The sequence below is a fragment of the Pseudomonas sp. 06C 126 genome (assembly GCF_001855215.1).
GTDB lineage: Bacteria > Pseudomonadota > Gammaproteobacteria > Pseudomonadales > Pseudomonadaceae > Aquipseudomonas > Aquipseudomonas proteolytica.
The window spans coordinates 23,690-49,448 of the sequence record NZ_MIFU01000002.1 but is presented as its reverse complement, the minus strand read 5'-3'; the positions used below and the strand labels follow the sequence as shown (position 1 = coordinate 49,448).

General features: G+C 60.6%; 20 protein-coding genes and 1 other RNA gene. 17 read left to right on the top strand and 4 right to left on the bottom strand.

What is annotated here, in order from left to right; all coding sequences use genetic code 11:
• Positions 1-71 precede the first annotated feature (71 nt).
• The 8 genes from BHC62_RS01950 (at position 72) to BHC62_RS01915 (ending at position 12,995) form a co-directional block, all read left to right on the top strand.
• On the top strand, positions 72-701 hold the full coding sequence (locus BHC62_RS01950; protein WP_029297794.1) for a LysE family translocator: 630 nt from the start codon (positions 72-74) through the stop codon (positions 699-701).
• 147 nt (positions 702-848) lie between these two features.
• Positions 849-2,531 carry a fatty acid--CoA ligase gene (locus BHC62_RS01945; RefSeq protein WP_070994092.1) on the top strand — a complete coding sequence of 561 codons (1,683 nt, stop codon included), beginning with the start codon at positions 849-851 and terminating at the stop codon, positions 2,529-2,531.
• Positions 2,532-2,866: 335 nt separating this feature from the next.
• Positions 2,867-4,759 carry a DUF1302 domain-containing protein gene (locus BHC62_RS01940; protein WP_029297798.1) on the top strand — a complete coding sequence of 631 codons (1,893 nt, stop codon included), beginning with the start codon at positions 2,867-2,869 and terminating at the stop codon, positions 4,757-4,759.
• 28 nt (positions 4,760-4,787) lie between these two features.
• A complete protein-coding gene (locus tag BHC62_RS01935) occupies positions 4,788-6,152 on the top strand; it encodes a DUF1329 domain-containing protein (RefSeq protein ID WP_029297800.1) in 1,365 nt (454 codons plus the stop codon).
• Between the two features lie 257 nt (positions 6,153-6,409).
• Positions 6,410-9,148 (top strand): LuxR C-terminal-related transcriptional regulator, encoded by a 2,739-nt coding sequence (locus BHC62_RS01930; protein ID WP_070994091.1) that lies wholly within the window; start codon positions 6,410-6,412, stop codon positions 9,146-9,148.
• 72 nt (positions 9,149-9,220) lie between these two features.
• Positions 9,221-11,410 (top strand): OsmC domain/YcaO domain-containing protein, encoded by a 2,190-nt coding sequence (locus tag BHC62_RS01925; protein ID WP_029297804.1) that lies wholly within the window; start codon positions 9,221-9,223, stop codon positions 11,408-11,410.
• 12 nt (positions 11,411-11,422) lie between these two features.
• Positions 11,423-12,067, top strand: coding sequence for an MBL fold metallo-hydrolase (locus tag BHC62_RS01920; RefSeq protein ID WP_029297806.1), 645 nt, complete (start codon positions 11,423-11,425; stop codon positions 12,065-12,067).
• A gap of 166 nt (positions 12,068-12,233) precedes the next feature.
• Positions 12,234-12,995, top strand: coding sequence for an OmpA family protein (locus tag BHC62_RS01915; protein WP_029297808.1), 762 nt, complete (start codon positions 12,234-12,236; stop codon positions 12,993-12,995).
• Between the two features lie 68 nt (positions 12,996-13,063).
• On the opposite strand, the gene BHC62_RS01910 is transcribed toward BHC62_RS01915, so the two are convergent.
• From BHC62_RS01910 to BHC62_RS01895, 4 genes are all read right to left on the bottom strand, one after another.
• On the bottom strand, positions 13,064-13,645 hold the full coding sequence (locus BHC62_RS01910; protein ID WP_029297811.1) for a BON domain-containing protein: 582 nt from the start codon (positions 13,643-13,645) through the stop codon (positions 13,064-13,066).
• Positions 13,642-14,235, bottom strand: coding sequence for a phosphoheptose isomerase (locus BHC62_RS01905; RefSeq protein ID WP_003171862.1), 594 nt, complete (start codon positions 14,233-14,235; stop codon positions 13,642-13,644). Before BHC62_RS01905 ends, BHC62_RS01910 begins: the two co-directional genes overlap by 4 nt.
• A 104-nt stretch (positions 14,236-14,339) precedes the next feature.
• Positions 14,340-14,711 carry a YraN family protein gene (locus tag BHC62_RS01900; RefSeq protein ID WP_070994090.1) on the bottom strand — a complete coding sequence of 124 codons (372 nt, stop codon included), beginning with the start codon at positions 14,709-14,711 and terminating at the stop codon, positions 14,340-14,342.
• Complete coding sequence (locus BHC62_RS01895) at positions 14,711-16,522, bottom strand: penicillin-binding protein activator (protein ID WP_070994089.1); 1,812 nt, start codon at positions 16,520-16,522, stop codon at positions 14,711-14,713. Before BHC62_RS01895 ends, BHC62_RS01900 begins: the two co-directional genes overlap by 1 nt.
• Before the next feature lie 219 nt (positions 16,523-16,741).
• Between BHC62_RS01895 and rsmI the strand changes: the two genes are divergently transcribed.
• The 9 genes from rsmI to mraY all read left to right on the top strand — a co-directional run bounded on the left by rsmI (position 16,742) and on the right by mraY (position 25,757).
• Entirely contained in the window at positions 16,742-17,614 is an 873-nt protein-coding gene (gene rsmI / locus BHC62_RS01890) for a 16S rRNA (cytidine(1402)-2'-O)-methyltransferase (protein ID WP_029297815.1), read from the top strand.
• A gap of 95 nt (positions 17,615-17,709) precedes the next feature.
• An RNA gene (gene rnpB, locus BHC62_RS01885) (RNase P RNA component class A) lies at positions 17,710-18,063 on the top strand.
• A gap of 354 nt (positions 18,064-18,417) precedes the next feature.
• Positions 18,418-18,873 carry a division/cell wall cluster transcriptional repressor MraZ gene (mraZ, locus tag BHC62_RS01880; RefSeq protein WP_003171868.1) on the top strand — a complete coding sequence of 152 codons (456 nt, stop codon included), beginning with the start codon at positions 18,418-18,420 and terminating at the stop codon, positions 18,871-18,873.
• Positions 18,870-19,817 carry a 16S rRNA (cytosine(1402)-N(4))-methyltransferase RsmH gene (gene rsmH / locus BHC62_RS01875; RefSeq protein WP_029297816.1) on the top strand — a complete coding sequence of 316 codons (948 nt, stop codon included), beginning with the start codon at positions 18,870-18,872 and terminating at the stop codon, positions 19,815-19,817. The genes mraZ and rsmH overlap by 4 nt, the downstream gene beginning before the upstream one ends.
• Positions 19,814-20,107 carry a cell division protein FtsL gene (ftsL, locus tag BHC62_RS01870; protein WP_029297818.1) on the top strand — a complete coding sequence of 98 codons (294 nt, stop codon included), beginning with the start codon at positions 19,814-19,816 and terminating at the stop codon, positions 20,105-20,107. Before rsmH ends, ftsL begins: the two co-directional genes overlap by 4 nt.
• Positions 20,107-21,849, top strand: coding sequence for a penicillin-binding protein 2 (locus tag BHC62_RS01865; protein ID WP_166647860.1), 1,743 nt, complete (start codon positions 20,107-20,109; stop codon positions 21,847-21,849). The genes ftsL and BHC62_RS01865 overlap by 1 nt, the downstream gene beginning before the upstream one ends.
• A complete protein-coding gene (locus BHC62_RS01860) occupies positions 21,849-23,312 on the top strand; it encodes a UDP-N-acetylmuramoyl-L-alanyl-D-glutamate--2,6-diaminopimelate ligase (protein ID WP_029297821.1) in 1,464 nt (487 codons plus the stop codon). The genes BHC62_RS01865 and BHC62_RS01860 overlap by 1 nt, the downstream gene beginning before the upstream one ends.
• Positions 23,305-24,675: a UDP-N-acetylmuramoyl-tripeptide--D-alanyl-D-alanine ligase gene (gene murF, locus BHC62_RS01855; RefSeq protein ID WP_070994088.1), complete on the top strand. Its 1,371-nt coding sequence runs from the start codon at positions 23,305-23,307 to the stop codon at positions 24,673-24,675. Before BHC62_RS01860 ends, murF begins: the two co-directional genes overlap by 8 nt.
• On the top strand, positions 24,675-25,757 hold the full coding sequence (gene mraY, locus BHC62_RS01850) for a phospho-N-acetylmuramoyl-pentapeptide-transferase (protein WP_029297824.1): 1,083 nt from the start codon (positions 24,675-24,677) through the stop codon (positions 25,755-25,757). The genes murF and mraY overlap by 1 nt, the downstream gene beginning before the upstream one ends.
• Positions 25,758-25,759 lie beyond the last annotated feature (2 nt).

The window sequence follows — 25,759 nt, the reverse complement described above, 5'->3', positions numbered from 1 at the left end:
TGCGACAGGGTTCGAAGGCGTAATCTGCCGAGCCTACCAGATGAAATAATCAGTTACTTCTTGGAGTGTGCATGTACCTCACCGAGTTTTTGACCGTGGCGTTGATTCACCTGCTGGCCGTGGCCAGTCCCGGGCCGGACTTTGCCGTGGTGGTACGCGAGAGCGTGACCCATGGCCGGCGCGCGGGTACCTGGACGGCGCTGGGCGTCGGCTCGGCGATTTTCCTGCATGTCGGCTACTCGCTGCTCGGTATCGGCTTGATCGTGTCCCAGTCCATCGTGCTGTTCAACGCCCTGAAATGGGCGGCAGCGGCCTACCTGCTGTACATCGGCTTCAAGGCCCTGCGTGCGCAACCGGCCAAGCCTGCCAGTGAAGAAGACCTGCACCGCGAAGTGGGCGAGCGCACTGCCCGCGGCGCCTTTACCTCGGGCTTTGTGACCAATGGCCTGAACCCCAAGGCCACGCTGTTTTTCCTGTCGCTGTTCACCGTGGTGATCAACCCCCACACGCCGCTGGCAATCCAGGCCGGTTATGGCCTGTACCTGGCCGTGGCCACCGCCCTGTGGTTTTGCATGGTGGCAATGCTGTTCAGCCAACAACGCGTGCGCGCCGGCTTTGCGCGCATGGGCCATTGGTTTGACCGGAGCATGGGCGCAGTGCTGATTGCTATCGGTGTAAAAGTGGCCCTCACTGAGCGCTAGGCGCGTCATCGGCTGAATGAATGCTGGCGCAAAGCTAGCATTCATCCCGCTCTGCAAATCATTCCTTCGGCTGATTTGGCCGGCGTGCAAGGTCTCTACAGTGCAAATCCTTTAGCCAAGACCGTGCAGTCATAAAAAGGGATTCGTATGTTGCAGACTCGTGTTATCCCGCCCGCAGAAGGCGCCTACCAATACCCGCTGTTGATCAAGCGCCTGTTGATGTCGGGTGCCCGCTACGAGAAAACCCGGGAAATCGTCTACCGCGACAAGCTGCGCTACACCTACCCGACCCTGATCGAACGTGTCGCCCGCCTGGCCAACGTGCTGACCGCAGCCGGGGTCAAGGCCGGTGATACCGTGGCCGTGATGGACTGGGACAGCCACCGTTACCTGGAGTGCATGTTCGCCATCCCGATGATTGGCGCGGTGATCCACACCATTAACGTGCGCCTGTCGCCGGAGCAGATCCTCTACACGATGAATCACGCCGAAGACCGCTTTGTGCTGGTCAACAGTGAGTTCGTCGGGTTGTACCAGGCCATTGCCGGGCAGTTGACCACGGTCGACAAGACCTTGCTGTTGACCGATGGCGACGAGAAAACCGCCGACCTGCCCAACCTGGCGGGTGAGTACGAAACCCTGTTGGCCGCCGCCAGTACTCAATACACCTTCGAGGACTTCGACGAGCATTCGGTGGCCACCACCTTCTACACCACCGGCACCACCGGTAACCCCAAGGGTGTGTATTTCACCCACCGTCAGCTGGTGCTGCACACCATCGGCGTGGCGACCATCATGGGCAGCGTCGACAGCGTGCGCCTGCTCGGCACCAACGACGTGTACATGCCGATTACGCCGATGTTCCATGTGCACGCCTGGGGCTTGCCCTATGTGGCGACCATGCTCGGCCTGAAGCAGGTCTACCCGGGCCGCTACGACCCGGAATACCTGGTGGAGTTGTGGCGCAAGGAAAAGGTCACGTTCTCCCACTGCGTGCCGACCATCCTGCAGATGGTGCTTAACGCCAAGGCCGCCCAAGGCGTGGATTTTGGCGGCTGGAAAATCGTGATTGGTGGCAGCGCACTCAACCGTTCGTTGTATGAGGCGGCCAAGGCCCGTGGCATCCAGTTGACCGCAGCCTATGGCATGTCCGAGACCGGGCCGCTGGTGTCCTGTGCCCATCTCAATGAAGAACTGATGGCCGGCAGCGAAGACGAGCGCACGACCTATCGGATCAAGGCCGGTGTGCCCGGGCCGTTGGTGGAAGCTGCGATCATCGACGGGGCTGGCAACTTCCTGCCGGCCGATGGCGAGTCCCAGGGCGAACTGGTGCTGCGTGCGCCGTGGCTCAGCGAAGGCTATTTCAACGAGCCGCAGAAGGGCGCCGAGCTCTGGGAAGGCGGCTGGATGCACACGGGCGACGTGGCCACCCTGGATGCCTTTGGTGTGATCGATATTCGTGATCGCATCAAGGACGTGATCAAGACTGGCGGCGAGTGGATTTCGTCCCTGGCCCTCGAAGACCTGGTCAGCCGTCACCCGGCGGTACGCGAAGTAGCGGTGGTAGGGATTGCCGACCCGCAGTGGGGCGAGCGCCCGTTTGCGCTGTTGGTGGTCCGTGAAGGCCACGGGATTGGCGCCCGTGAACTCAAGGAACACCTCAAGCCGTATGTCGAGCAGGGCCACTTGAGCAAGTGGGCAATCCCCAGTCAGATTGCCATTGTTACGGAAATTCCCAAGACCAGCGTCGGCAAGCTGGACAAGAAGCGTATCCGTATCGACATCGTCGAATGGCAGGCCAATAACAGCACCTTCCTCTCCACGCTCTGACCCTTTGCGCCGTGCCCGTTCGGGCACGGCAATGCTCTATCACAAGCCTTCGCCTTGTCATTTCCCAGATTTGAGCCATCCTCTCTCGCGTCAGCCTTCGCTGACATGGCGAAAGGGCTGTTGCAGACGGGTTGGTGATGCAAATCACACTTTAGAGGGATCAAGCGATACCCCCTGCTGGCTATAGTCCCTCCCAGAGTTTTTCAAGGATGCGGCGCTGCGGTCCTGGGTGGTACGGCGGCTGTCTGGCATTGGAATCGTTGTATTCCGGCCGTTACAAGCGTGTTTGAAAAGGCTCACTGCCATAACAATAAAATGCACATGGAGTAGCGTCGATGACCTCAGTAAATCAGTTCTGGCGCCGGGCGAGATTGCCCCTGGCGGTCAGTCTTGCCTCGACCCTCGCCGGGCCCGCATTCGGCGTCAGTTTCAACATCGGTGAAGTCGAAGGCAGCTTCGACTCATCCCTGTCGGTGGGGGCCAGCTGGAGCACGGCCAAGCCCGATCGCGACCTGATTGGTGTCAACAACGGTGGCAAGGGCCTGTCGCAGACCTCCGATGACGGTCACTTGAACTTCAAGCGTGGGGAGACGTTCTCGAAGATTTTCAAGGGTATCCATGACCTGGAGCTGAAGTACGGCGATACCGGTGTGTTTGTGCGTGGCAAGTATTGGTATGACTTTGAACTCAAGGATGAGAGCCGCGAGTTCAAGGACATCAGCGATCACAACCGCAAAGAGGGCGCCAAGTCTTCTGGCGGGCAGATCCTCGATGCGTTCATCTACCACAACTACTCCATTGCCGATGCGCCGGGTTCGGTGCGGTTCGGTAAGCAAGTCGTGAGCTGGGGTGAAAGTACTTTCATCGGCGGCGGTATCAACTCCGTCAACCCGATCGACGTGTCTGCGTTCCGTCGTCCGGGCGCCGAAATCAAGGAAGGCCTGATTCCGGTCAACATGTTCTACGTGTCGCAATCCTTGACCGATAACCTGTCGGCAGAAGCGTTCTACCAGTTGGAATGGGACCAGACGGTTACCGACAACTGCGGGACATTCTTCTCCCAGCCGGATGTGGTGTCCGATGGTTGCAGCGATAACCTGCGCCTGTTGGCCAAGCGTTCGACTATTGCTGCATCGGCCCCGGGCCGTGGTGCATTGGCGGCATTCGACGCCATGGGCATGGATATCAATAACGAGGGCACACTGGTTCGCCGCAGTGCCGACAGGGATGCGCGCGACAGTGGTCAATTCGGCGCGGCGTTGCACTATAACTTCGAGCCGCTGGATACCGAGTTCGGCGCGTATTTCATGAACTATCACAGCCGGGCACCGATCTTCAGTGCCACGGCTGCGCCTGCGTCGGCTTATGCGATGGCACCTAACTTCGGATCATTGGCTCCGGTGTTTATTGCGGGTAACTCCAAGTACTTCATCGAGTACCCGGAAGACATCCGTCTGTATGGCTTGAGCTTCTCCACCACACTGCCTACCGGCACCGCATGGAGCGGTGAGGTCAGCTATCGCCCGAATGCTCCGGTACAGCTCAACACCACCGATATCCTGTACTCCGCAGTTAAACCATTGAAGGGCATTTACGATAATGCCTCGCTGCTCAATGGTGTTCCAGGGCAGGACATGCACGGCTACCGTCGCAAGGAAATTACCCAGTTCCAGACCACGCTGACCCACTTCTTCGATCAGGTGATGGGCGCCAGTCGACTGACATTGGTGGGTGAAGTGGGAGTCACGCACGTGGGTGGGCTTGAGAGCTCGTCGAAGATTCGTTATGGCCGTGACCCGGTCTATGGCCCGGGTGCGCTGCCTAACACGGGCGCCGCGAATACCTGCTCGCAAATCCTCAACACCGGCACTATCGGTGGCGCGGGTCCGGGAACAGACGCAAGTAACCTTTCCAAAAACTGCAACAACGACGGCTTCACCACCTCCACATCCTGGGGCTATCGCGGCCGCGCCATCTGGGAATACCCGGATGTGTTCGCTGGTGTGAACCTCAAGCCTAGTGTGGCTTGGTCCCATGACGTGAGCGGTTACTCGCCAGGTCCTGGCGGCAACTTCGAAGAAGGTCGCAAAGCGGTGAGCCTGGGGCTGGACGCGGAATACCAGAACACCTACACCGCGAGCCTGGCCTACACCAACTTCTTTGGTGGCGACTACAACACCTCGGTTGACCGCGATTTCGTGGCCCTGAGTTTCGGCGCGAACTTCTAAGCACACTGCATTTCAGGAAGACCAGAACATGAAAATAACCAAAAGTCTGTTGCACGTGGGTGTGCTGGGACTGTCGATCATGGCCAGCAGCGTCATGGCGGCCGTCTCGGCGGATGAAGCCGCCAAGCTGGGCACCACGCTGACCCCGATGGGCGCGGAAATGGCCGGCAACGCTGCCGGCACCATCCCCGCCTGGAAAGCCCTGCCAACCAACGCCGGCGCCGTGGATGCCAAGGGCTTCCTGGCCAACCCTTATGCCAGCGAGCAACCGCAGTTCACCATCACCGCGCAGAACGTCGAGCAGTACAAAGACAAGCTGGCGCCGGGGCAGTACGCGATGTTCAAGCGCTACCCCGAAACCTTCAAGATGCCGGTGTACACCACCCATCGCGGCGCCACTGTGCCGGCCGAAGTGTTCGCCTCCATCAAGAAAAACGCCACCAGCACCAACCTGGTAGGTGGCGGTAACGGCCTGGAAAACTTCGAGACCGCGATTCCGTTCCCGATCCCTAAAAGCGGGGTCGAGGTGATCTGGAACCACATCACCCGTTATCGTGGCGGCAGCGTGACCCGCCTGGTGACCCAGGCCACGCCGCAGGCCAACGGCTCGTACAGCCTGGTGTACTTCCAGGATCAGTTCGTGTTCCGCGACAAGATGAAGGACTACGATCCGGCCAATCCGGGCAACATCCTGTTCTACTTCAAGCAGCAAGTGACTGCACCGGCGCGTCTGGCCGGTGGTGTATTGCTGGTACACGAGACCCTGGACCAGGTGAAGGAGCCACGCGCGGCATGGGTCTACAACGCCGGCCAGCGCCGTGTGCGTCGTGCACCGCAAGTGTCCTATGACGGGCCGGGCACCGCTGCCGATGGCCTGCGTACCTCCGACAACCTCGACATGTACAACGGCGCGCCGGATCGTTACGACTGGAAGCTGGAAGGCAAGAAGGAAATCTACATCGCCTCCAACAGCTACAAGCTCGACGATCCGAAGCTCAAGTACGCCGACATCATCAAGGCCGGCCACATCAACCAGGACCTGGCACGTTATGAACTGCGCCGCGTCTGGCACGTGGTCGCGACCCTGAAGGAAGGCCAGCGTCATATCTACGCCAAACGTGACTTCTATATCGACGAAGACACCTGGCAAGCAGCCGTGATCGACCACTACGACGGTCGTGGCCAACTGTGGCGCGTGGCCGAAGCCCATGGCGAGAACTACTACGACAAGCAAGTGCCGTGGTACGCCCTCGAAACCCTCTACGACCTGCAGTCCGGCCGTTACCTGGCACTGGGCATGAAGAACGAAGAGAAGAAGGCCTATGACTTCGGCTTTACGGCCACTACCAAAGACTTCACTCCGGCAGCCCTGCGCCAAGAGGGTGTTCGCTAACGTGCAGTAAACACGTTGGCCTCTGTAGGAGCTGGCTTGCCAGCGATGGCATCACCTCGGTCTATCTGACATACCGAGACGATGCAATCGCAGGCAAGCCAGCTCCTACATTTGTTTGGGGGGCCTGAACATCGCTGGTTATTTCTTGTTGTAGTCTTTTTCATACAAATGTTGCAAAGATCTACAAAGCTGCCGCTTTTAACGCTAGTCTGCCGACATCTGCAATGCCGACCACAGCCTACTACAAGAGCCCGGCGATGACTGATCTGTCCCGAATCCAAGGGCCTGCCAGTGCGGTAATCCCCACGCTGGAAGGGCGCTTCTATCGACCCCCGCTGCCTGATGGCTATGTGCTGCGCCCGCGCCTGTGCGAGCGTTTGAGCGCGGGCCTGGATGGCCGTTTGCTGCTAGTCAGCGCGCCAGCCGGGTTTGGCAAGAGCTCGCTGGCGGTGGAGTTTTGCCAAAGCCTGCCCGATCACTGGCAAAGCCTGTGGCTGGGTCTAAGTTCGCGGGACAGTGATCCGGGACGTTTCCTTGAGCGTCTGCTGGAAGGTCTGCAACAGTATTTCCCGCAGGTAGGCAACCAGGCCCTGGGCCTGTTGAAAATGCGCCAGCGCCATCAACCGTTTGCCTTTGAAGAGTGGCTGGATGGCCTGCTCGATGAACTGACCGTCTGCCTTTCCACCCGCGCGCCCTTGTTGCTGGTGCTGGATGACTATCACCTGGCCCAGGGCCCGGTGCTGGATCGCTGCCTGCAGTTTTTTCTCAACCATTTGCCCGATGGCTTGTTGGTGCTGGTCACCAGCCGCCAGCGTCCCGATTGGCATCTGGCGCGGTTGCGTTTGTCCCGGCATTTGCTGGAGTTGCACGAGCAGGACCTGCGCCTGACCAACGATGAATCCCTGGCCTTGCTCGACCGCCATAGCAGCTCGTTGCGCGGTGAGGCATTGGACAACCTGATCCGACGTAGCGAAGGCTGGGTTGCCGGCCTGCGTTTTTGGTTGCTGGCGGCCTCCGAAGCCGGCAGCGAGGCCGACCTGCCCCAAGGCCTGCATGGTGGGGAAGGGCTGATCCGTGACTATCTGCTGGAAGAGGTGATCGACTGCCTGCCGCCGGAGGTCCAGGCCTTCCTCTATGACACCGCTTCCCAGGAGCGTTTTTGCAGCGAGCTGTGCGACGCCGTGCGCGAGGCCCATGACAGTGCGGAGATCCTGCGTTACCTGCAAGCCCACCAAGTGTTCCTGGTGCCACTGGACGAGCAGGGCCACTGGTATCGCTATCACCACCTGTTTTCCGATTTGCTGCGCACCCGGCGCTCACCGAACGCGATGCTGCCGGCCGCCAGCCTGCACTTGCGCGCTTGTCGCTGGTTCAATGCCCAGGGCTTGCTCGATGAGGCGGTCGAACAGGCGCTGCGCGCGGGGCATCTGGATGTAGCGGCGAACCTGGTGCAGAACCTCTCCGAAGAGCAACTGCTGGCCGAACAGAACGTCGGCATGCTCCTGCGCTGGAAGATGGACTTGCCCGACAGCCTGTTGATCAGCACGCCACGCCTGATCGTGCTCTACAGCTGGGCACTGGGGCTGGCCTGTCAGTTGGACGCCGCAGAGGAATTGTCCAGCCATCTCAGCCGGTTCTTGCCGGCACCGTCCGCCACGGCGCAGAAGTCGATGCTTGCCCAATGGCTGGCCCTCAGCGGCATCATTGCCCGGGGGCGCGGCAATCGCGAGTTGACCCAGTTGTATTGCAGCGAAGCCCTGGAAAGCCTGCCGCACAAGCGTTACGGCCAGCGCCTGATGTGCCTGTCGACCTTGTCGAACCTGGCCATCGTCGATGCCGACCTGTGGCGCGCGCGGGGCTTGAATCGCGAATCCCTGGAGCTGGCGCAACGCGTCGGCAACCCGCTGTTCGAGGCCCTGGCCCATTACGATCGGGCGCGGGTGCTGCAGGCGCGTGGGGAAATCCTGCGTTCCCTGGAGGAAGTGCGTGACGGCCTGCAACGTTTGCAGGGCCTGGCGTCCCAGCGCCTGTATGCGGTGCGCGCGCGACTTGCGCTGTACGAAGGGTTCCTGTTGTTGATGCGTTGCCAGCCCGAAACCGGCCTGTTGCGCCTGCGCGCGGGGCTTGCCGAGGCCCGCGCCTGCCGGGATATCAGCGTGCTGATCGGCCACTGTGTCATCGCCAACCTTGAGGGGCGCCGTGGCGACTTCCCCAAGGCCTTTGCCGAACTGGCCGAAGCCGAGCGGCTGATGCATATCTGGGATGTGCCGCCGATTTACTACCTGGCCATGATTACCCTGATCAAATGCGAGTTGTGGCTGGCCCAGGGCCGTACTGACCTGGCCGATGCCTGGCTGGTACGCCTGGGGCAGACCTATAACGGCGACCAGGCAGCGGCGGCCCCGGAGTTTCATCCGCATCTGCCGCAACATATCGAATTGCAACAGGCGGCCCTGGAGGCCATTCGTGGTCACTCCGAAAGCGCCCTGCGTCGGCTCGATGCGCTCGCCCGGCAGGCTGAAGGCAAGGGCCAGCAGATGATCGCGGTGATGGCTCTGAACCAGCACACCCTGTTGTTGCTGGATGATGGCCAGGCAGCGTCAGCCCGGCCGGTTTTTGCCCGGGCCCTGCAAATGGCGAGCGGCGGCGCGTTGCAACCCTTCCAGCGCCTGTTGGAGCGTTATCCCGAGTGGATGCGCGAGCAACTGGGCCAGGCGCCGCGTGACTTGCTACGGCAAAGCCTGTGGGCCCTGCTGCCGGCGGTTGCCCCGCGTGAGCCGGTCGAAACCAGCCACTCCAGCGAAACCTTGAGCGCCCGTGAGTTGGCGGTGCTGCAGTTGATCGCCCAAGGGTGCTCCAACCAGGAAATCAGCAACCAGCTGTTTATCTCGCTGCACACCGTCAAGACCCACGCCAGTCATATCAACAGCAAACTGGGGGTCGAGCGCCGCACTCAGGCGGTCGCGCGGGCACAGGAGATGGGGTTGTTGGGGTAAGGGGGAGACTTGCGCTGCAAAAGCCGGATAATGGCGGCCAATTCGTTTGCTCCGCTATTCTGGTAAACCCGCATGGAAATCAAGGTCAATTTTCTCGACAACCTCCGGCTTGAAGCCAAGTTCGATGACTTCACCGTGGTGGCCGACCAGCCGATTCGCTACAAGGGCGATGGCTCGGCCCCCGGTCCGTTCGACTACTTCCTGGCTTCGTCGGCGTTGTGCGCGGCTTACTTTGTGAAGTTGTACTGCAGCACGCGCAATATCCCCACGGACAACATCCGCCTGTCGCAGAACAACATTGTCGACCCGGAAAACCGCTACAACCAGATCTTCAAGATTCAGGTCGAGTTGCCCGCGGATATTTCCGACAAGGATCGCCAAGGCATCCTGCGCTCCATTGATCGCTGCACGGTCAAGAAGGTGGTCCAGGCCGGGCCTGAGTTTGTCATCGAAGAGGTGGAAAACCTCGACGCCGACGCCCAGGCATTGTTGATGCCGGCTTCTGCTTCAGACGCGGGCACCTATATCGCAGGCAAGGACCTGCCGCTGGAGCAGACCATCGCCAACATGTCGGCGATTCTGGCGGGCCTGGGCATGAAGATTGAAATCGCCTCGTGGCGCAATATCGTGCCCAATGTCTGGTCGCTGCATATCCGCGATGCCCATTCGCCGATGTGCTTTACCAACGGCAAGGGCGCGACCAAGGAAGGCGCACTGGCATCGGCCCTGGGCGAGTTTATCGAACGCCTGAACTGCAACTTCTTCTACAACGACCAGTTCTGGGGTGAAGACATCGCCAACGCGGCGTTTGTGCATTACCCGGACGAGCGCTGGTTCAAGCCGGGCCGCAAAGATGCGCTGCCGCCTGAGATCCTCGACGAGTACTGCCTGAAGATCTACAACCGCGATGGCGAATTGCGTGGTTCGCACCTGATCGACACCAACTCCGGCAACGAGGAGCGTGGCATCGTCTCGCTGCCGTTCGTGCGTCAGTCGGACGGCGAGGTGGTGTATTTCCCCTCCAACCTGATCGAAAACCTGTACCTGAGCAACGGCATGAGTGCCGGCAACACCCTGGCCGAAGCCCAGGTGCAGTGCCTGTCGGAGATCTTCGAGCGCGCGGTGAAACGCGAAATCATCGAAGGCGAATTCGCCCTGCCGGATGTCCCGGCCCACGTGCTGGCCAAATACCCGGGCATCCTCGCCGGTATCCAGGCCCTGGAAGAACAGGGGTTCCCGGTGCTGGTCAAGGACGCCTCCCTGGGCGGCGAATTCCCGGTGATGTGCGTGACCCTGATGAACCCGCGTACCGGTGGGGTGTTTGCCTCGTTCGGTGCCCACCCAAGCCTGGAAGTGGCGCTGGAGCGCAGCTTGACCGAGCTGCTCCAGGGCCGCAGTTTCGAAGGCCTGAACGACTTGCCGCAGCCGACCTTCGAAGGTCATGCGGTCACCGAGCCGAACAACTTTGTCGAACACTTCATCGACTCCAGTGGCGTGGTGTCGTGGCGCTTCTTCAGTGCCAAGTCCGATTACGAATTCGTGGAATGGGACTTCTCCGGCCAGGGCGAAGACTCCAACGCCGAAGAGGCCGCCACGTTGTTCGGCATTCTCGAAGGCATGGGCAAGCAGGTCTATATGGCGGTCTACGAGCATATCGGCGCCAAGGCCTGCCGCATCCTGGTGCCGGACTATTCGGAAATCTATCCGGTTGACGACCTGATCTGGGATAACACCAACAAGGCGTTGTTCTTCCGCGCCGATATCCTGAACTTGCACAGCCTGGATGAGGAAGGCCTGCAAGCGCTGGTCGAGCGCCTGGTGGAAAGCGAGCTGGATGACTACACCGATATCACCACGCTGATCGGTATCGAGTTCGACGACAACACCGCATGGGGCCAGTTGACCATCCTGGAGTTGAAGCTGTTGATCTATCTCGCCCTGCAGCAGTATGAAGAGGCGAAAGAGGCGGTAGAGATGTTCCTGCAATACAACGACAACACCGTCGAGCGCGGCCTGTTCTACCAGGCGGTGAATGCGGTGCTGGAGATGCAACTGGACGAAGACCTGGAGTTGGAAGACTACGAGGCCAACTTCCGCCGGATGTTTGGCAACGAGCGCATGGATGCGGCCATCGGTTCGGTGCAGGGCAGCGTGCGGTTCCATGGCTTGACGCCGACCAGCATGAAGCTCGAAGGCCTGGACCGACACCTGCGGTTGATCGACAGCTACAAGAAACTGCACGCCGCACGGGCCAACAGCTAGAAGGGATTCCTTATGCACGCGACAACTCCCCGACTGATCCGCGAAACCTTTCCCGTCGGCCCGTTGCAGTGCAACTGCACGATCATCGGCGACCCGATCAGTAAGAAGGCGATCGTGGTCGATCCGGGCGGCAACCATGAGCTGATCCTGGCACGCCTGGATGCGCTGGGCTTGAAGGTGGTGAGCATCATTCATACCCATGCGCACCTGGATCACTTCCTGGCTTCCGGCCAATTGAAAGAAAAGACCGGCGCCACGCTGCACCTGCACAAGGAAGATCAGTTCCTGTGGGATAACCTGGAAATGCAGTGCCAGATGTTCGGTGTGCCCTACACCCCGGTGCCGTCGCCGGATCGTTGGCTGGCCGATGATGAGGAGTTGGCCTGTGGCTGTGGCGTGGCTTTGCACACGCCTGGGCATACGCCGGGTTCCATGAGTTTCTGGTTTGCCGATGCCAAGCTGCTGATCGCCGGGGACACCCTGTTCCGGCGCGGGGTAGGGCGTACGGATTTGTGGGGTGGCGACCAGGCAACCATCGTGCGTTCGATCCAGCAGCGCCTGTATACCCTGGACGAAGACGCGACCGTGGTGACGGGGCATGGCCCGGATACACGCCTGGGGGATGAAATGCGTGAGAATCCGTTCGTCAGGGCGTGAAATCGCGAGGCTCTGCTAGGGTTTAGGTAGCTGCACCGGCCTCCATCTTTTGTTACAGGACAGAGGCCGGTCATGGAATTTTTGCCGTTTGTCGCGTTCCAAACTCGGCACAGGTCCATTGCCAATGTCCTCTGCATCACAGAATGCAAAAGTAGGAGCTTCCTTCATGTTCACTTCGCGTCGTCTGCTTGTTGTTGCTACCGCGGTAGCCCTATTGTCGGGCTGTGCTTCCCCTAATCCTTACGATGGCAGCCAGGGACAGGCGGACAACGGTTCACAAGGCATGAGCAAAACCGCCAAGTACGGCGGCCTCGGCGCGCTGGCGGGTGCGCTGGCCGGTGCGGCCATTGACCATAACAACCGTGGCAAGGGCGCGCTGATCGGCGCAGCAGTGGCGGGTATCGGTGCTGCGGGTTATGGCTATTACGCTGACCAGCAGGAAAAGAAACTGCGCGAAAGCATGGCCAACACCGGCGTCGAGGTGCAGCGCCAGGGTGATCAGATCAAGTTGATCATGCCGGGCAACATCACGTTCGCCACCAACTCCGATGCTATCGCCAGCAGCTTCTATACCCCACTGAATAACCTGGCCGGTTCGCTCAAGCAGTTCAATCAGAACACCATCCAGATCGTCGGTTATACCGACAGCACCGGCAGCCGCCAGCTCAATATGGACCTGTCCCAGCGTCGTGCGCAAAGCGTGGCCAATTACCTGACCTCCCAAGGTGTCAGCCCGACCAACCTGACCACCCGTGGTGCCGGCCCGGATAACCCGATTGCCAGCAACGCCGACGTCAATGGTCGCGCGCAGAACCGTCGCGTGGAGGTCAACCTCGGTCCGATTCCCGGCCAGCAGTATGGCCAGCCTGCTCAGCAACAGCAGCAGAACAACCAGTTCCAGGGCAATCCATACCAGCAGTACCAGTAACCACCAGCCAATAAAAAGGGCGCCGTGCAGTCAATGCACGGCGCCCTTTTTTGTGGCTGGTGATTACATCAGTCGATGTATTCGAACAGCTTCACGATTTTCTGTACTCCGGACACACCCTGTACCAGGTTGGTAGCGCGGGTGGCCTCCTGCTGGGTCAACAGGCCCATCAGGTAGACGATGCCGTTGTCGGTCACGACCTTGATCCGAGAGCCGGGAATCGCGCTGTCGGTCAGCATCTGCGCCTTGATCTTGGTGGTCAGCACCGCATCGTTGCTGATAGCCAGCAGGGTGATGGGTTGTGCGACCTGCAATTCGTTGTGGACCTTCTTGACCCGTTGTACGGTCGAGGCGGCTTGTTCAGCCTGGGTCTTGAGGTCGGCGCGCGGGGTTTGCCCGGCGAGCAGCACGATGCCGTTGAAGCTGGTCACGACAATGCGCGATGCACCGTTGCCCAGGTCGGGCGCGGCCTTGGCCACGTTGACGCCGACCTTGGTTTCGATCAGCGAGTCATCGATCTTGCTGCCAAAGGTGCGTGTGCCCCGGTCGTCCTGGATCGGTGTGTCGCGGGTGGCAGTAATGGCCGAGGTGCAGCCGCTGATAGCGAGGCACAGCGTGATGGCCATAAGGCTGAGGCGGTTAACGGTCATTCTTCACTCCCGAACAGTTGGCTGTCGATCAGATCGCACAGGCAGTGGATCGTCAGCAGATGGACTTCCTGAATACGTGCAGTGACATTGGCCGGGACGCGGATTTCCACGTCTTCAGGCAATAGCAGCGAGGCCATGCCGCCGCCGTCGCGCCCGGTCAATGCTACGACAATCATTTCGCGATCATGTGCGGCCTGGATCGCTTGAATAATGTTCGCCGAGTTGCCGCTGGTTGAAATAGCCAGCAGCACATCGCCCGGTTGGCCGAGGGCACGGATTTGTTTGGAAAAAATTTCGTTGTAGCTGTAGTCGTTGGCGATCGAGGTGATCGTCGACGAGTCGGTGGTCAGTGCGATCGCCGGCAAGCTCGGGCGCTCGCGCTCAAAGCGGTTGAGCAGCTCCGAAGAGAAATGCTGGGCGTCGCCGGCCGAACCACCGTTGCCGCACGAAAGCATTTTGCCTTCGTTGAGCAGGGCGTTGACCATGACCTGGCTGGCTTGCTCGATGTGCGGTGCAAGTACGTCCATCGCCTGTTGCTTGGTATCGATACTGGCCTGGAAAAGCTGGCGAATTCGGGATTGCATGTCCATCTGTGTGACCTTAAGTAGCGCGGCTGTATGGCACACGAATGTGCAGCCCGCAAAGCAAAGAGCAAAAGTGTGCGGTGAAGATGTCCGATCCGTAGCGGTGGCGCTCAACCATCGAAGGCGTTGCGCAGCCAGTTCAGATCAGCGGTTTCGTGGGCGGTGCTTTCTATGGCGACCACATCGAAACGGCAGGGTGAGTCAGCCCAGCGACGTTCACTGAGCAGGAAAAACTGCGCGGCGAGTATCAGCTTTTGGCGTTTGCGCTCGTCGATACTGGCGAGTGCGCCACCCCATTGTGCGTATTTTCTGTAGCGGACTTCGACAAATACTACTGTATCGCCGTCAAGCATGACCAGATCAAGCTCGCCGCGTTTACACAACCAGTTCTGCGCCAGTAGGCGCAGACCCTGTTGCTGCAGGTGTTCAAGTGCTTGTTGTTCGGCGTCCTTGCCGCTTTGTGCGCTGGAGCGTGGGGGCATCAGCGCGGGGTATCGGGCAGGCGTTCGATCTGGCCACTGACAAACTTGGCCCACGGCATCTGGCGTTCGATCCGCTGGCTCGGGCTCATGCCCAGGTTGCCGGAAAGACCCTCGATACGGGTATCAGGCAGCGCCTTGAGCTGACCCAGGCGCGGTGCCAGGCGGTAGGCATCAACACCCATCGCGTACAGGCGGCCCAGGCTGCCATTGGCTTGTGGCCATTGTGTCGCGACCTGGTTGCGCAGCGGGTCGGTGGTGTTGAGCAGCCACGGCGTCTCGCAGAACATAATGCCGTTCATGTCGTTGTACTGGTTCTTGTCGCCGCTGGCGCTGAACACGTGGGACGTGGCGTACACCGGCACATCACCCGCGTACTGGAAGTTCAGCGTCGGCTTGATCTGCTGGGCCTGTTGCGGTGTCACAGCGAGGAAGATGAACTCGATATCCTGGCGACGCGATGGCTGTGCCGCGACGTCAGCGCCAACCGTGCTTTGCAGGCTCTTGGCGCGACCTTCGCTCTGGCGCAGCTTGAACAGGTCGGCGATTTGCTGGGCCAGGGCCACCGGCTGGTCGACATATTCGACGCCGATCAGGGTGCCGCCGTTGGCTTCCCAGTCCTGGCGGAAGGCCTTGAACACGCGCTCGCCCCATTCGCCTTTGGGCACCATGGCAGCGGCGCGGTGCAGGCCGTCAGCGCGGGCGCGGCGCGACACTTCACGGGCTTCGTCCTCGGCCGCGAGGCCGAACTGGAACAGTTGGGCCGAGCCTTGGTCGCCTTCGCTGTAGTTCAGGGCCAGGGTGGTGATAGGCAATTGCGGGCGGGCGCTGAGTTGCTTGACCAGCGGTTTTTCCAGTGGGCCGACAACCAATTGCACGCCGTCAGCCTGGGCCTGCTTGTAGAACTCATCGATGGAGCTGACGCGTGAGCTGTCATAGACCTCGATGACCGGCGGCTTCTGCCCGGCCTGCTGCGCCTGGTAATGGGCGGCCATGAAACCTTCGCGCAGGGCCTTGGCCACGCTGGCCAGCGGACCTTGCTGTGGTAGCAGCAGGGCGATTTTATTCAGCGGCTGGCTGGCCAGCTCCTTGAGCTTGGTCAGCGGCGTTGGTAGTTGCACCGCAGCCGGGTGCGCAGGGTTCTGCGCGCGCCAGGTGTCGATGGCGGCTTGCTGCTGCTCCAGGGTGCCGGCGTTTTTCACGGCCTGCGCCAGGGTGATCCAGCCATCGAGAGTCGGGTTGCCACTGGCCTGCAACTGCTCGCCAGGCACGGCGGCAATCAGGCTCCAGATGGCGTCGTGGTTGCTGGCGGCGGCATCGCCGGTGAGTAGCGGCGCCATGGCTACGCGTTCACGGGCGGCGGCCAGGGTCTGGCCGTCGGCTTCATAAGCACGAGCATGCACGGTGCCAGTGCGGATCTGTTGCTCCGGCGGCAATTCCTTGAGGTTTTGCAGGCTTGGATGGCCCAGCGCCGTCAACGCAGCCTTCGGCTGGTTGCGGGTCATGGCCAGTTCTGCCGTGAGGGTGCTGGCAAAGACCTGGGCGGCCGGCTTGAGGCTGTCCAGTGGCACTTGCGCAAGGATCTGCACAGAGCGGCCGGGGTTGTTCTGGTGAAAGGCCATGTCTGCCGCGCTCAGGCGCAGCAGTGCAGCTTTTTCCGGGGTCTTGGCCGAAGTCGCCTGTTCGAGCAGTTGCTCGATGGTGGCATCCGGGGTCCGTGGGAGTTCGCCAAGGCTTGACGAGGGCGAGCTTGCGCAAGCCGCCAACAGGGCAGCCAGGCAAAGGGCAGAGAACAGCCGCAGGCAAGCGATCATGTAAGTGTTCCTGATACCGATCAAATTAGCGTGGAATTGTACCCAAGCACTGGCCGGGGCGCGATGTTAGTGGCGTGAAACCGTCTATTTAGATCGTTTAAATGTTGCAGGGCGTCGGTAACCGCCGCAAACAGACCTTCTGGACGCAACCTCGTCGGCGCATTTTCTTGACGTCTACGCGCTACAATATGGCTTTTGCCAATCTTCGAGGTGTGCGCTTTGACTGCTCCAGGTCCTTTGAATTCCACTGCTGGCTCGCTTTTTGTGGTGGCGACGCCCATTGGCAACCTGGACGACATCAGTGCACGGGCGCTGAAAGTGTTGCGTGACGTCAAATTGATTGCTGCCGAAGACACCCGGCACTCCCTGCGCTTGATGCAGCATTTTGGTATTGCCACGCCATTGGCCGCCTGCCATGAACATAACGAGCGCGACGAAGGCAGCCGCTTTATTACCCGCCTGCTTGCGGGCGACGACGTGGCGTTGATTTCCGACGCCGGTACGCCGCTGATCTCCGACCCTGGCTACCACCTGGTGCGCCAGGCACGTGCCGCTGGTATCAATGTAGTCCCGGTTCCCGGTGCGTGCGCGTTGATTGCCGCGTTGTCGGCGGCGGGCCTGCCGTCCGACCGCTTTATCTTCGAAGGTTTCCTGCCGGCCAAGGCCGTGGGGCGGCGGGCGCGCCTGGAGTTATTGAAGGAAGAGCCGCGCACCCTGATCTTCTACGAAGCACCGCACCGTATCCTTGAGTGCCTGCAAGACATGGAACTGGTCTTCGGTGGCGAGCGCCTGGCGCTGCTGGCGCGGGAACTGACCAAGACCTTTGAAACCCTCAAGGGCCTGCCTCTGGAAGCGTTGCGCGCCTTTGTCGAGGGTGACAGCAATCAGCAGCGTGGCGAGTGCGTGGTACTGGTTGCGGGTTGGACTGCACCGCAAAGCGAAGACGCGGTGGGTAGCGAAGCCATGCGCGTGCTGGACCTGTTGCTCAAGGAGATGCCCCTCAAGCGTGCCGCGGCCCTGGCGGCGGAAATAACCGGAGTGCGCAAGAACGTGTTGTATCAGGCCGCGCTTGATAAGCAAAAGAGCGAATAGTTCCTGGGTTTAACGTGCACGACGTCGGAACATGATGGCAATGCTGTCTTTTAATACTTGTTCTAAGGCCGCCGTGCCGTTAACCTTCGCGGCGGAGAGTCGATTGGACAGTCGCTGCCCTCTATGAAAATTAGGGGGGGGAGGAAAGTCCGGGCTCCATAGGGCGAAGTGCCAGGTAATGCCTGGGGGGCGTGAGCCTACGGAAAGTGCCACAGAAAATAACCGCCTAAGCACTTCGGTGCCGGTAAGGGTGAAAAGGTGCGGTAAGAGCGCACCGCACGACTGGCAACAGTTCGTGGCTAGGTAAACCCCACTTGGAGCAAGACCAAATAGGGTTCCAAGGCGTGGCCCGCGCTGGAACCGGGTAGGTTGCTAAAGATGTCCAGTGATGGCCATCGTAGACGAATGACTGTTCAAGACAGAACCCGGCTTATAGATCGACTCTCCACCTTTTTCCTTCTGCGCGAGTCTCGGGCAGAAACCAGGTAGTAACGCAAGAATCCCTCCCTGCCAAATCATTGGCAGATGCGTCTTCGTAATACCGAAAAAATCTTACTCTTAATAAATTACTTTAAGTTCAAGCTCTAGCTCTTTGAGCTATTTGGGGTTGTTGAGTCAAAAACATCACCGAACTCTCGTTTCTCCTCCTTTTGCGCTCCTAAATCTCCGTTCTGTAAGGCTTTTCCTTTAATCCGCGCCTTGACGGTGTGGTGGGCGCATTCCTATAGTGTGCGCAAGTGGCGGAAAGTGGCACAAAGTGGGTTTTTTGAACGTAAAACGCTAAAATTTGGAGAAACGCATCTGTGTTTCGCGGAGCTAACGCTATAAGTCTCGATGCAAAAGGCCGTCTCGCCATGCCGAGCCGGTATCGTGACGAGCTCATTTCGCGAAGTTCAGGCCAGTTAATCATCACGATTGATGCCGTTGATCCATGTTTGTGTGTTTACCCCCTCGATGAGTGGGAGTTGATTGAAACCAAGTTGCGCGCTCTGCCTTCGTTACGTGAAGAAAACCGCCGTCTGCAACGTTTGCTGATTGGTAATGCCGTCGACCTCGAACTCGATGGCAGTGGTCGTTTCCTGGTTCCGCCGCGTTTGCGCGAATACGCCAAGCTGGATAAGCGCGCGATGCTGGTAGGCCAACTGAACAAGTTCCAATTGTGGGACGAAGATGCCTGGGATGCTGTTTCTGCAGCTGACCTGGCTGCTATTCAACAACCGGGCGCCATGCCTGATGAACTGCGTGATTTGATCCTGTGACTATTGATAGCGGCTTTAACCACATCACCGTGCTGCTTGACGAAGCCGTCGAGGCTCTCGCCGTGCGCCCTGATGGCTGCTATCTGGATGGCACGTTTGGGCGCGGGGGGCACAGCCGGTTGATCCTCAGCCAGCTCGGTCCGGAGGGCAAACTCCTCGGGTTCGACAAGGATCCCCAGGCGATTGCCACCGGGCAAGCGCTAGCGGCCGAAGACGGCCGCTTTGTCGTTGTGCAGCGCAGCTTTGCCGAGCTGGGCGCAGAAGTCGCCGAACGCGGCATGGCGGGCAAGGTGGCCGGGGTTTTGCTGGACCTGGGCGTGTCCTCGCCGCAGCTGGACGACCCTGAACGCGGCTTCAGCTTCATGAACGACGGCCCGCTGGACATGCGCATGGACCCGAGCCGTGGCATCAGTGCCGCGCAGTTCATCGCCACCGCACCCCACGAAGAAATCACCCGAGTATTCAAGGAATATGGCGAAGAACGTTTCGCCGGCCGCATGGCCCGTGCCGTGGTCGAGCGCCGGGAAATCCAGCCGTTCGAACGCACCGCCGACCTGGCTGAAGTACTGAAAGTCGCCAACCCGGCGTGGGAAAAGGGCAAGAACCCGGCAACTCGCGCGTTCCAGGGCCTGCGCATTCACGTCAACAACGAACTGGGTGACCTGGAGGCTGGCCTCGAGGCTGCCCTGGAGTCCCTGGAAGTGGGCGGTCGTCTCGTAGTGATCAGCTTCCACTCCCTGGAAGACCGCATCGTCAAACTGTTCATGCGTCGTCTGGTCAAGGGCGAAACCGATAATCTGCCGCGCAACCTGCCGGTACGTTTCGAAGCCTTTGTGCCGAAAATCAAAATCCATGGCAAAGCGCAGTTCGCTTCCGAAGCCGAACTCAAGGCCAACCCACGTGCTCGCAGCGCCGTCATGCGCGTTGCGGAGAAGCTGCGGTGAGCAAGCTTTTCGCCAAGCCCCTTCCGGGCGGCAGCTTCTTTATGATGCTGCTGTATGTCGGCGTGCTGGTGTCCGCGATAGCGGTGTCCTACAGCGCCCACTGGAATCGTCAGTTGCTCAATAGCCTGTACGGCGAATTGAGCGTGCGTGACAAGGCGCAGGCGGAATGGGGTCGGTTGATCCTGGAGCAGAGCACCTGGACGGCCCACAGCCGCATCGAAGTGCTCGCCGCTGAGCAACTGAAGATGCATATTCCTGGCGCAGCAGAAGTCCGCATGGTGGCGCCATGATGAAACTCGAAGGCGCTCTCTACCCGTGGCGCTTCCGCGTCGTGCTGGGCTTGCTCGCATTGATGGTGGGCGCGATTGCCTGGCGCATCATTGACCTGCAAGTGGTAGACCGCGACTTCCTGATCGGCCAGGGCGACGCCCGTAGCCTGCGGCATATCCCGATTCCTGCGCACCGCGGCCTGATCACCGACCGTAACGGTGAACCCCTGGCTGTCAGTACCCCGGTTACCACCCTGTGGGCCAACGCCAAGGAACTGCAAGTCGCCAAGGACAAATGGACCGAGCTGGCCCATGCCCTCGGCCAGGACCCCAAGGCCCTCAAGGAGCGTCTTGAGGCCCAGGCCAATAAAGAATTCATCTATCTGGTTCGCGGCCTCACCCCTGAACAGGGTCAAGGTGTGCTCGACCTGAAAATCCCCGGTGTCTATGGCATCGAGGAATTCCGACGTTTCTACCCGGCCGGTGAAACCACCGCCCATATGGTTGGCTTCACCGACATTGATGATCATGGCCGCGAAGGGGTGGAACTTGCCTACGACGAGTGGTTGGCCGGGGTTCCCGGCAAACGACAGGTCATCAAGGATCGTCGCGGCAGACTGATCAAGGATGTCCAGGTCACCAAAAACGCCAAGGCCGGTAAGCCCTTGGCGTTGTCGATTGACCTGCGCCTGCAATACCTGGCCAACCGCGAGCTGCGCAACGCCATCATCGAGAACGGTGCCAAGGCCGGCAGCCTGGTGATCATGGACGTGAAGACCGGCGAGATCCTCGCGATGGTCAACCAGCCGACCTACAACCCCAACAACCGTCGCAACCTGCAACCGGCGATGATGCGCAACCGCGCGATGATCGACGTGTTCGAACCGGGTTCGACCATGAAAGCCATCTCCATGAGTGCGGCCCTGGAATCCGGGCGCTGGAAGCCGACCGACAAGGTCGAGGTTTATCCCGGCACCCTGCAACTGGGCAAGTACACCATCCGCGACGTATCCCGCAGCGAAGGGCCGGTGCTGGACCTGACCGGCATCCTGATCAACTCCAGTAACGTCGGCATGAGTAAAGTCGCCTTTGATATCGGCGGCGAGACCATCTACCACCTGGCGCAGAAGATCGGCCTGGGCCAGCCCACTGGCCTGGACTTCCCGGGTGAGCGCGTCGGCAACCTGCCCAACTACCGTGAATGGCGCAAGGCCGAGACGGCGACCCTCTCCTACGGCTACGGCCTGTCGGTGACCGCGATCCAATTGGCCCATGCCTTCTCCGTGCTGGCCAACAATGGCCGCATGACGCCGTTGAGCCTGATCCACGTGGACGAAGCGCCGAAATCCGAACAGGTCATCCCGGAAAGCGTCGCCAAGACCATGCAGACCATGCTGCAACAGGTGATCGAGGCGCCGCGTGGTGTGTTCCGTGCCCAGGTCCCGGCCTATCACGTGGCCGGCAAATCCGGTACCGCGCGCAAGACGTCGGTGGGCACCAAGGGTTATGCCGAAAACTCCTACCGTTCGCTGTTTGCTGGCTTCGGCCCGATGAGCGATCCGCGCTACGCCATCGTTGTCGTCATCGATGAACCGAGCAAGGCCGGCTACTTCGGTGGCCTGGTCTCGGCACCGGTATTCAGCAAAGTCATGTCCGGCACCCTGCGCTTGATGAACATCACGCCGGACAACCTGCCGCCGACCCAACAAGCCAACGCCGGACCACCGGCCGCTGCGGTAAAAGCCAATGGAGGGCGCGGCTGATGTCTCTTAGCCTGAACAAGATTTTCGCCCACGCTGGCCGCGATCTGTTGATTCGCGAACTGAGCCTGGACAGCCGCAATGTACGTGCCGGCGACCTGTTCCTGGCCGTGCCGGGTGGCAAACTCGATGGCCGTGCTCATATTGCCGACGCCTTGCAGCGCGGTGCGGCAGCGGTGGCCTATGAAGTTGAAGGCGCCACCGTCCTGCCAATCACCGATGTGCCGCTGATCCCGGTCAAGGGCCTGGCGGCGCAGTTGTCGGATATCGCCGGGCGTTTTTATGGCGACCCGAGCCGCCAGCTCAACCTGATTGGTGTCACTGGCACCAACGGCAAGACCAGCGTCACCCAACTGGTGGCCCAGGCGCTGGACCTGCTGGGTCAGCACTGCGGCATCGTCGGGACCCTGGGCACCGGTTTCTACGGCGCGCTGCAAAGCGGCCTGCATACCACGCCGAATCCGATTGCCGTGCAGGCGACCTTGGCCGACCTGAAAAAGGCCGGGGCCAAGGCCGTCGCCATGGAAGTTTCGTCCCACGGCCTGGATCAGGGCCGGGTGACCGCGCTGGCGTTCGACGTGGCGGTGATGACCAACCTGTCCCGCGACCACCTGGATTACCACGGCAGCATGGAGGCCTACGCTGCCGCCAAGGCCAAGCTGTTCGGCTGGAATGACCTCAAGTGCCGGGTGGTGAACCTGGACGATGCATTCGGTCGCCAGCTGGCCGCAGAAAAAAGCGAAGCACGCCTGATCAGCTACAGCCTGGAAGACTCCAGCGCCCACCTGTATTGCCGCGAAGCACAGTTCAATGATGAAGGCGTGCTCGCAACGCTGGTCACGCCCCAGGGCGAGCACCACTTGCGCAGCACCTTGCTGGGCCGCTTCAACCTGAGCAACGTCCTTGCAGCCATCGGCGCCTTGCTGGGCCTGGATTACGCCCTGGACGAAATCCTGCGCGTGTTGCCCAAGCTCGAAGGCCCGGCCGGGCGCATGCAGCGCCTGGGTGGCGGGACGCAACCGCTGGTGGTGGTTGATTACGCCCACACCCCCGATGCCCTGGAAAAAGTGCTCGAAGCCCTGCGCCCGCATGCCAAGGGCAAGTTGCTGTGCCTGTTCGGCTGCGGTGGCGACCGTGACCGCGGCAAACGCCCGCTGATGGCCGAGATCGTCGAACGCCTGGCCGATGGCGTGCTGGTCACCGACGACAACCCGCGCAGCGAAGCCCCGAGCCAGATTTTCGATGATATTCGTGCAGGCTTCAAAGACGCCTCCCAAGTGACCTTTGTTGCCGGTCGCGGTGCTGCCATTGCCCAATTGATCGCCAGCGCCAGCGCAGACGACGTGGTGGTCCTGGCCGGTAAAGGCCATGAGGACTACCAGGAAATCAACGGCGAGCGCCACGCTTTTTCCGATCTGGTCGAGGCCGATCACGCCTTGACTGCATGGGAGGTTGCCCATGCTTAAGGCCATGAAATTCAGCGAGCTGACCCAGGCCCTGGCGGCCCGCGTCCTGTCGAGCGATTGCAGCTTTGACGGCGTCAGCATCGACAGTCGCAACATCAAGCCGGGGCAACTGTTTGTTGCCTTGGCCGGCCCGCGTTTCGACGGGCACGACTACCTGAACGAAGTAGCTGCCAAAGGTGCCGTCGGCGCCTTGGTACAGCGTGAAGTCGCTGACTCGACACTGCCGCAGTTGCTGGTGGCTGACACTCGCCTGGCCCTTGGTCAACTGGGAGCCCTTAACCGTGCAGCGTTTACCAACCCGGTTGCGGCGATCACAGGTTCCAGCGGCAAAACCACGGTCAAGGAATTGCTCGCTGGCATCCTGCGCACGCGCGGGCCGGTGCTTGCCACCCGTGGCAACCTCAACAACGATTTTGGCGCACCGCTGACGCTGCTCGAACTGGCCCCGGAACACACGGCGGCGGTCATCGAGTTGGGCGCGTCGCGCATTGGCGAAATTGCCTACACCGTGGCCATGACTCGGCCGCACGTCGCCATTATCAACAACGCGGGTACCGCCCATGTTGGCGAGTTTGGTGGCCCTGAGAAGATCGTCCAGGCCAAGGGTGAAATCCTTGAGGGCCTGGATGCTTCCGGCACTGCAGTCCTGAACCTCGATGACAAAGCCTTCGAAACCTGGCGTGTACGTGCCGCCGGGCGCAAGGTCCTGAGCTTCGCCGTGCACAACGCTGCGGCTGATTTCCATGCTTCGAACATCACGCTCGATGCCCGTGGCTGCCCGGCTTTCACCTTGCACTGCCCGCAAGGTGACGAGCCTGTGCAACTGAACCTGCTGGGCAACCATAACGTTGCCAACGCCTTGGCCGCTGCGGCTGCCGCCTACGCCCTGGGCGTGTCGCTGTTTGGCATCGCCACCGGCCTTGGCGCCGTGCAGCCGGTCAAGGGCCGCACCGTGGCGCAGTTGGCGACCAACGGCATGCGCGTGATTGATGACACGTACAACGCCAACCAGTCCTCGGTCTGTGCTGCCATTGACCTGCTCAAGGGCTTTGACGGTCGCAAGGTCCTGGTGCTGGGCGATATCGCCGAACTGGGCGACTGGGCCGAACAGTCCCATCGTGAAGTCGGCGCCTACGCCGGCGGTAAAGTCGACGCGCTCTACGCCGTCGGCCCGAACATGGCCCACGCCGTCGCCGCGTTCGGTGCAGGCGCGCGGCATTTCGCGACCCAGGCCGAATTGATCCAGGCGCTGGGTATGGCCGAACAAGACAAACACACAACCATTTTGATCAAGGGATCGCGCAGCGCGGTGATGGAAAACGTCGTCGCGGCCTTGTGTGGCTCAAGTACGGAGAAACATTAATGCTGCTGCTGCTGGCTGAGTATCTGCAACAGTTCCACAAAGGCTTCGCGGTCTTTCAGTACCTGACCCTGCGCGGGATCCTGGGTGTGCTGACCGCGTTGTGTTTGTCGCTGTTTCTCGGGCCATGGATGATCCGCACCCTGCAAAACCTGCAGATCGGCCAGTCTGTGCGCAATGACGGCCCGCAGTCGCACTTGTCCAAGTCCGGCACACCGACCATGGGCGGCGCGTTGATCCTGTCGTCCATCGGCATCAGCACCTTGCTCTGGGCCGACCTGGCCAACCGCTACGTGTGGGTGGTGTTGCTGGTAACCCTCTTGTTCGGCGCCATCGGCTGGGTCGATGACTATCGCAAGGTGATCGAGAAGAACTCCAAGGGCCTGCCAAGCCGCTGGAAATATTTCTGGCAGTCGGTGTTCGGCCTGGGCGCGGCGATCTTCCTTTATATGACAGCGCCGAGCGCGGTGGAAACCACCCTGATTTTCCCGATGCTCAAGGATGCCAGCATCCCGTTGGGCATTGGTTTCGTGGTGCTGACCTACTTCGTGATCGTTGGCTCCAGCAACGCGGTCAACCTGACTGATGGCCTCGATGGCCTGGCGATCATGCCGACAGTGATGGTGGGCGGCGCCCTGGGCATCTTCTGCTACCTGTCGGGTAACGTGAAATTCGCTGAATACCTGCTGATCCCTTATGTACCGGGCGCCGGTGAATTGATTGTGTTCTGCGGCGCGCTGATCGGTGCCGGCCTGGGCTTCCTGTGGTTCAACACCTATCCGGCCCAAGTGTTCATGGGTGACGTCGGCGCCCTGGCGCTGGGTGCGGCCCTGGGCACCATCGCCGTGATCGTGCGCCAGGAAATCGTCCTGTTCATCATGGGCGGTGTGTTCGTGATGGAGACCCTGTCGGTGGTGATCCAGGTTGCGTCCTTCAAGTTGACTGGCCGCCGTGTGTTTCGCATGGCGCCGATTCATCACCACTTTGAACTCAAGGGCTGGCCTGAGCCGCGGGTGATCGTCCGTTTCTGGATCATCACCGTGATTCTTGTGCTGGTTGGCCTTGCCACCCTGAAACTGAGGTAGAA

Excerpts from the sequence above, each read along its gene's own strand:
- BHC62_RS01900 (WP_070994090.1), bottom strand. The coding sequence starts at position 14,711 with ATGCCCCCACGCTCCAGCGCACAAAGCGGCAAGGACGCCGAACAACAA.
- BHC62_RS01935 (WP_029297800.1), top strand. The coding sequence starts at position 4,788 with ATGAAAATAACCAAAAGTCTGTTGCACGTGGGTGTGCTGGGACTGTCG.
- BHC62_RS01860 (WP_029297821.1), top strand. The coding sequence starts at position 21,849 with ATGTCTCTTAGCCTGAACAAGATTTTCGCCCACGCTGGCCGCGATCTG.
- BHC62_RS01895 (WP_070994089.1), bottom strand. The coding sequence starts at position 16,522 with ATGATCGCTTGCCTGCGGCTGTTCTCTGCCCTTTGCCTGGCTGCCCTG.
- BHC62_RS01940 (WP_029297798.1), top strand. The coding sequence starts at position 2,867 with ATGACCTCAGTAAATCAGTTCTGGCGCCGGGCGAGATTGCCCCTGGCG.
- BHC62_RS01950 (WP_029297794.1), top strand. The coding sequence starts at position 72 with ATGTACCTCACCGAGTTTTTGACCGTGGCGTTGATTCACCTGCTGGCC.
- BHC62_RS01945 (WP_070994092.1), top strand. The coding sequence starts at position 849 with ATGTTGCAGACTCGTGTTATCCCGCCCGCAGAAGGCGCCTACCAATAC.
- BHC62_RS01865 (WP_166647860.1), top strand. The coding sequence starts at position 20,107 with ATGAAACTCGAAGGCGCTCTCTACCCGTGGCGCTTCCGCGTCGTGCTG.
- BHC62_RS01925 (WP_029297804.1), top strand. The coding sequence starts at position 9,221 with ATGGAAATCAAGGTCAATTTTCTCGACAACCTCCGGCTTGAAGCCAAG.
- BHC62_RS01930 (WP_070994091.1), top strand. The coding sequence starts at position 6,410 with ATGACTGATCTGTCCCGAATCCAAGGGCCTGCCAGTGCGGTAATCCCC.
- BHC62_RS01905 (WP_003171862.1), bottom strand. The coding sequence starts at position 14,235 with ATGGACATGCAATCCCGAATTCGCCAGCTTTTCCAGGCCAGTATCGAT.
- BHC62_RS01920 (WP_029297806.1), top strand. The coding sequence starts at position 11,423 with ATGCACGCGACAACTCCCCGACTGATCCGCGAAACCTTTCCCGTCGGC.
- murF (WP_070994088.1), top strand. The coding sequence starts at position 23,305 with ATGCTTAAGGCCATGAAATTCAGCGAGCTGACCCAGGCCCTGGCGGCC.
- BHC62_RS01915 (WP_029297808.1), top strand. The coding sequence starts at position 12,234 with ATGTTCACTTCGCGTCGTCTGCTTGTTGTTGCTACCGCGGTAGCCCTA.
- mraY (WP_029297824.1), top strand. The coding sequence starts at position 24,675 with ATGCTGCTGCTGCTGGCTGAGTATCTGCAACAGTTCCACAAAGGCTTC.
- BHC62_RS01910 (WP_029297811.1), bottom strand. The coding sequence starts at position 13,645 with ATGACCGTTAACCGCCTCAGCCTTATGGCCATCACGCTGTGCCTCGCT.